The sequence below is a fragment of the Chthonomonas sp. genome, assembly GCF_035294165.1.
GTDB lineage: Bacteria > Armatimonadota > Chthonomonadetes > Chthonomonadales > Chthonomonadaceae > Chthonomonas.
The window spans coordinates 1-6636 of the sequence record NZ_DATGLN010000244.1 but is presented as its reverse complement, the minus strand read 5'-3'; the positions used below and the strand labels follow the sequence as shown (position 1 = coordinate 6636).

The window sequence follows — 6636 nt, the reverse complement described above, 5'->3', positions numbered from 1 at the left end:
CTCATCTACCTGTAACACCCCATTAGGAGGGAGTTCGGCGTGTTGCCAGAGATAGTTGGCCAAAGCCTCTTCGCACAGGGCTTGCCAAAAACGACTTCCGCCTGCAAACTGCTCTCTATCGGCATAAGCTTTTACAAGCTCCATAATATGCGGTAAGAGAACCACCTTACACCGGCTTTGCTCTCCCGATGGGCTGGTGACGGTGAACGTCTGTTCAAACTTCCCCCCGGTATAGAGAGCGGTATCCGGTTGAAACTCAATGTGATAGCCGTTGACCGTGGTAAATCCGTAGGTCAGCCCATGCGACTCTGCAGTGCTCACCATCTCCCTATTCAAAGCCGCATCTACGGCACCTCGAAGAGTTTTCGCCGTAAAAGGCTTCCGCAAAAAGTCGGTAGCTCCCAGTTTCATGGCGGAAACGGCGAGGTCTATCGTTCCAAAAGCCGTGATCATGATGATCTTTGCATCAGGATCGCGCTCCTTCAGCTCTTTCAGAACGTATAGGCCCTCCACATCGGGCATTCTTTGGTCTAACAAAACGAGGTCCCATGCGTCCCCATTTCCGAACTTAGCGATGCCTTCGAGGCCGTCATAGGCCACTTCAACCTCATGGCCAGCAGCTCGCAACGTAAGTTGAAGCATACGGCAGATATTGGGTTCATCGTCTATAACAAGAATGCGGGCCATTTTCAAAGCTCCTTAACAGGTAGATAGAAGGCAAAAGTGCTGCCTTTCCCAGGCGTGCTCTCCACGGTTATCTGACCTCCGTGCGCCTTCACAATGGTCTGTGCGATAGAAAGCCCTAACCCTGCCCCACTACGCGCCACCCCAGGCACCTGCACAAACCGTTCGAAGATGCGCGGAAGGTACTCGGGTGGAATGCCGATACCCGTGTCCTTCACCGAAAAGAAGACCTTTCCATCCTCCGCGTAGGCCTTTACATGAATTTGCCCTCCCTCAGCGGTGAAGCGGACGGCGTTGTTGAGCAGGTTGAGCAGCACGCGATTGATCTGGGCAGGGTCGGCTCGAAGCTGGGGTAATAGGGGAGATACTTCGACGTTCAGTTGTAGATTCTTCGCTTTCGCCTGAGGTTCTATGGCCTCAACGGCGTTTTGAACAAGCTGTGCTGCCGATACGATCTCGAATCGAGGCGGGGTTGCGCCCGTTTCAAGACGTGTGATGTCGAGGAGATCACGCATCATGCGGTCTAGGCGCTGTAGGTCCTCTTTCTGGCATCGGATAACCTCTTGCTGTTCGGGGGTTAGCGGGCCGAGAGTGCCCTCTTGAAGGAGGTCTACCGAGAGTTGCAGCGAGGTCACCGGCGTGCGCAACTCATGCGAGGCGATGCCGATGAACTCGGTTTTAAGTCGGTCGAGTTGGCGCAGGTGGGTAATGTCTTCCAAAACGGCCACGGCGCCCAGCAGCGCTCCCTCCGCCGACTTCATCGGGGTGGTGCGCAAGCGGTAGGTTCGTGGAATGCCGGCATACTCCAGGTCAACCATACCGGCCTCATCCTCGGCCACCGAGGCGCTTTGTTGATGAATAGCCTTGTGTAGCGCAGCAACGATGCTCCTATCGCGGATGGCCTCATCAATCGGTTTCCCAACTAGGCTTGCCTCTGGGCCAAAAAGCCCCTCGGCAGCGCGGTTTACATGCACCAACTTCCCCTCTGCATCGGCCACTATCACCGGGTCGTAAAGGCTTTCCAACGCCGCTTCCGACATGCGTTCCGCGCGTTGATAGCGCTCCTCTTCAACACGGCGCGCCTCTTGAAGCCTCTCGGCCATCCGGTTGAAGGCACGCGCAAGTGCACCGATCTCATCGGTGCGGTGAACCTCAATGCGCTGATTAAAATGCCCCGCCCCTATCTCCTCGGCTTGACGTACCAACGAACGTAGAGGAGAGAGGGCGGAATTGACCATTTTGTAGGAGAAGAAAAGCGCCAAACCCAGAGCGAGCACCGAGGCCGTAATGCCCATCCAAAAAGCACGTCGAGCCTCGGTTCTTGCGCGTTTATCTGCCTTAACAATGGCCTCTTGGTTTAGATCGAGCACGTCTTGCGCCCGCTGCTTAAGCCGCAAAAAAGCCGGTTCGAGCACATGAAAATAGTAGGCACGCGCCTGCTCGGGCGGCATAGGAGGGTTTGCATAAAGCAATCGTTCTATTGCTTTCTGATACCTGGCGAATTGGCGCTGGATGTCGTCGGAAAGCTGCTGTTCGCCCGGCTCTGTAATGTTATGGGCCTCGACATCCGCCGCTTGGGCAAAAAGCGGTCTAAAGAACTGATACTGCTTTCGCGCTTTCCCTACCTGCCCGGCAAGGTAGAAGGTGGCTGCGCTATCCTGACGCTCCAGAAACTCTTTCATGTTCTCGGCAGCCACCACGCTAATATAGTTGTTCTTCAAGATGCGGTCTACCGAGGTGCCTAGATGGCGCACCTGCAGAATCCCTCCTACAATCACCCCCATCAAAATAAAGATGAGGATGAGATAGCCGATGAGAAACTGGGTGCGCACATTATACATTTTTGCTTCTATTGCCTCTTTGTGATGGGATAGAGCCGGTCGAGGGCAAGGTTTAGGCGTAAAACGTTAACACGTGGCTCGCCAAGAAGGCCGAACTGCCGCGGTTGTGTATAGTCGCGAATAAGCTGCAGGACACCGCCAACCTCCACTCCTCGTGCTTTGGCCACGCGAGGGGCTTGCAAGAGAGCGTTTTCAACGCTGATGTCTTGGTCCAGCCCGCTGCCGGAACGGGTAACGGCGTCGGTAGGTAGGGGCGTTGTGCTCCATAGGTTGTTCTCTTGACGGTAGGCTGTAGCCAGGTCTTTTATTCCGTCGAAGTTGTCGGTGGCCTTCAGGCCGTGATGTACGCCATTGATCAGTTTATCCGTCGTAGGAGCCAGATTGGTTCCTCCGGAACTGGTGGGGTCGTAGCCGTTGCCTGCCGCCGAAGGACGTGGGTGAAAATAGATAGGAAGCGCGAAGTTTTGCCCTATCAGCTCCGAGCCAACCACTTTGCCGTTACGCACGATGAGGCTGCCGTGCGCTTGAAACGGAAAGAGGATATTGGCGACAATGGTGACCACGCCGGGGAAAACCAACCCCAGCAGGATCGTCCAAGCCAGAACGCTAACGATGGCAGGGCGTAATTGAGTTCTCATACTATCGTTCTCCTTCGTTGATTTAAGCGAGATGTAGCAAGACCAAGAGGCGATCTAGCAGCCAAATCCCTGGGAATGGAGCGATGATACCGCCTAACCCATAGATCAGCAGATTTCTTCTCAGGATGGCTGCTGCCCCCAACGGCCGATAGGCGATTCCTTTCAGGGCTAGCGGAATCAGCGCTATGATGATGAGCGCATTGAAGATGACTGCTGCCAAGATGGCCGATTCGGGGTTGGTTAGCTTCATGATATTGAGCGCGTTGAGAGCGGGATAGATAGGGGCAAATATCGCCGGCAAGATGGCGAAATACTTGGCCACATCGTTGGCGATGCTAAAAGTGGTAAGCGCCCCCCGTGTCATAAGAAGCTGTTTCCCGATCTCCACCACCTCAATGAGTTTCGTGGGATTGCTATCGAGGTCTACCATGTTGCCCGCCTCTTTGGCCGCTTGGGTGCCGCTGTTCATCGCTAAGCCCACATCGGCCTGGGCCAGCGCCGGCGCATCGTTGGTGCCATCTCCTGTCATGGCCACCAGCTTTCCCGCCGCCTGCTCTTGGCGGATAAGCGCCAGCTTCATTTCGGGGGTGGCCTCGGCGAGAAAGTCGTCTACACCGGCCTCTTCCGCGATCGTCTTGGCCGTTAAAGGGTTATCGCCGGTGATCATAACGGTGCGGATGCCCATAGAACGGAGCTGCTCGAAGCGCTCTCGAATACCCCCCTTTACCACATCTTTTAGGTAGATGACGCCGAGAATACGCTCGTTTTTAGCGACGGCAAGCGGGGTACCGCCTTTTTGTGAGATGTTGGTTACGATGGGATCGAGTTCACAGGGAATTTCACCGCCCAAAGAGAGCACATGACGCTTAATGGCCTCCGCCGCCCCCTTACGAATCTGCTGACCATCCATATTGATGCCGCTCATGCGCGTTTGAGCCGAGAAGGGAACGAACTCGGCATGATGGGCAGCCAGCTCTCTCCGTCGAAGGCCGTATTTCTCTTTGGCGAGCACCACAATGCTGCGTCCCTCAGGGGTTTCGTCGGCCAAACTGGAGAGCTGGGCTGCATCCACCAAATCCTCCATCTTTACATTGGGAAGCGGAATAAACTCCACTGCCTGGCGGTTGCCGAGGGTGATGGTGCCCGTTTTATCCAGCAGAATGGTGTCAATATCGCCGGCGGCCTCCACCGCCTTGCCCGACTTGGCCAGCACGTTGTGCTGCATCACCCTATCCATGCCGGCGATCCCGATGGCGGAGAGCAGCCCACCGATGGTGGTTGGGATAAGGCAAACAAGCAGGGCAACCAAAACGGTAACGGAGGGCGATTGGCCGGACTGTGTAACGCGCACAGCAAAATCGGCGAAGGGAGGCAACGTAACACAAACCAGCAGAAAGATGATGGTAAGGCCCGACAACAGAATAGAGAGGGCGATCTCGTTCGGGGTTTTCTGGCGTTGAGCCCCCTCCACCAGGGCGATCATACGGTCTATAAAGGTCTCGCCGGGGTTGGCGGTAATGCGGATGACGATGCGGTCGGACAGCACTTTCGTTCCGCCCGTTACCGCGCTTCGATCCCCCCCGGCCTCTCGAATAACAGGGGCCGATTCGCCTGTGATCACCGATTCATCCACGCTGGCAATCCCCTCGATAACCTCCCCATCGCCGGGGATGATATCGCCTGCCTCACACACCACCACATCGCCCTTGCGCAGTTGGGTGGCCGGCACTCGCTCCTCTTTCCCATTAACCAGCTTGCGTGCCAAGGTATCTGTTTTGGTTTTACGAAGGCTCTCTGCCTGTGCCTTCCCGCGTCCTTCGGCCATCGCCTCGGCAAAGTTCGCAAAGAGAACGGTAAACCAGAGCCAAAGCGCCACCTGACCGGTAAAAAGCGGTTGGCCTGTATGGGTGATTAGCTGCTTTATCCAGAAATAGGAGGTGAGCAGACTGCCGACCCATACCACGAACATCACGGGATTACGGGCAACCAGGCGCGGATGGAGCTTTTGAAAGGCATCGCGCACAGCATTTTTTACGAGGGTAGGCTCAAATAGAGAGAGGGTTTGCTTTCCAGAATGCGACGCTCTATCTGAAGCAGGATTCTTACGGTTATTTTGTATGGTTCGCATCGTTTGCTCCTTTTAGAAGAGTTTCCCGCTGAGCACTTGAAACTGCTCGGCAAAGGGCCCAAGGGCCAACGCGGGGAAGAAGGTGAGTGCCCCAATGATGATGGTGGTGCCAACGAGCAGAAGCACAAAGGTGCTCGAATCGGTGGGGAAGGTACCGGCAGTAGCCGGAACCAGCTTTTTGCGCGCCAAACTTCCCGCAATGGCGATGGCGGGAATGAGCATGAAGAAGCGCCCTACCCACATGGCCAGCCCCAGCAGCAGATTGTAGATGGGAGTGTTGGCGGTAAGCCCCGCGAAAGCCGAACCGTTGTTGTCGGTGGTCGAGGTGAACGCATAGAGAATTTCCGAGAAGCCGTGAGGGCCGGCATTGTTCACGTTGTTGTAGGTAGCACCCAGGTACGTTGTGCCTCCGTTAACCCGGTTCCAAGGGTTATGGGAGGAGAGAGGCAGGTCGGAAGCGATGGCGGTAAAAGCGAGCACCGAGGCGGCATGAATGAGCATCACCAGCACCGCCATGGTTACCTCATACTTTTCGATCTTTTTACCGAGATATTCGGGTGTGCGACCCACCATAAGTCCGGCGATGAATACCGCGATAACGGCGATAACGAGCATGCCGGCCAGCCCCGAGCCCACTCCTCCAAAGATCACCTCGCCGGTCATCATGTTCACGAGGGGAACCAACCCGCCAAGAGGGGTAAAAGAGTCGTGCATGGCGTTTACGGCCCCACAGGATGTATCGGTTGTGACCGTTGCAAAAAGAGCACTGGCCGCAATGCCAAATCGCATCTCTTTGCCCTCCATGTTCCCACCCGGCTGAAGTGACGATGGCTTAAGCTCAAGCCTAAGGGGTGCCCTTTGAAGTAGGGGGATACCTCTCTGTTCCTGCCGATAACAGAAGAAGACCCCTATCAAGAACATAACGCTCATGGCCGCAAAGAGCGCCCATCCCTGGCGGGTATTGCCCACCATTTTGCCAAAGGTGTAGGTAAGGCCTGCAGGGATCAAAAAGATGGCCAGCACCTCCAAAAGATTAGTAAGTGGGGTGGGGTTTTCGTAGGGATGCGCCGAATTGGCATTAAAGAAGCCACCTCCGTTGGTACCCAACTCCTTAATCGCCTCCTGAGAGGCCACCGGCCCTTGTGGAATAAGCTGTGCCGTCCCCTCTAACGTGACCACTTTGGTATAGGGGGAGAAGTTTTGAGGAACCCCTTGCCACACCAGCAGCAGCGCCAAAATGAAGGTGAGCGGCAAGAGAATGTAGAGGGTTGCCCGTGTGGTATCTACCCAAAAGTTGCCGATTTCACGCACTGTGCGACGAGCAAACCCACGGATGAAGGCCACG

The 6636-nt window shown here is 55.6% G+C and carries 5 protein-coding genes; all 5 read right to left on the bottom strand.

The window, feature by feature from the left end:
- Window positions 1-687 (bottom strand): sigma-54-dependent transcriptional regulator (locus VKV29_RS13725; protein ID WP_324201883.1); only part of this gene is annotated, 687 nt, incomplete at its 3' end.
- 2 nt (window positions 688-689) lie between these two features.
- Window positions 690-2525: a sensor histidine kinase gene (locus VKV29_RS13720; RefSeq protein WP_324201882.1), complete on the bottom strand. Its 1836-nt coding sequence runs from the start codon at window positions 2523-2525 to the stop codon at window positions 690-692.
- 8 nt (window positions 2526-2533) lie between these two features.
- Window positions 2534-3163, bottom strand: a complete 630-nt coding sequence (gene kdpC / locus VKV29_RS13715; protein WP_324201881.1) for a potassium-transporting ATPase subunit KdpC — start codon at window positions 3161-3163, stop codon at window positions 2534-2536.
- A gap of 22 nt (window positions 3164-3185) precedes the next feature.
- Window positions 3186-5291 (bottom strand): potassium-transporting ATPase subunit KdpB, encoded by a 2106-nt coding sequence (gene kdpB / locus VKV29_RS13710; RefSeq protein ID WP_324201880.1) that lies wholly within the window; start codon window positions 5289-5291, stop codon window positions 3186-3188.
- Window positions 5292-5303: 12 nt separating this feature from the next.
- Window positions 5304-6636, bottom strand: a 1333-nt coding sequence (gene kdpA, locus VKV29_RS13705) for a potassium-transporting ATPase subunit KdpA (RefSeq protein ID WP_324201879.1), incomplete at its 5' end; no start/stop codon positions are given.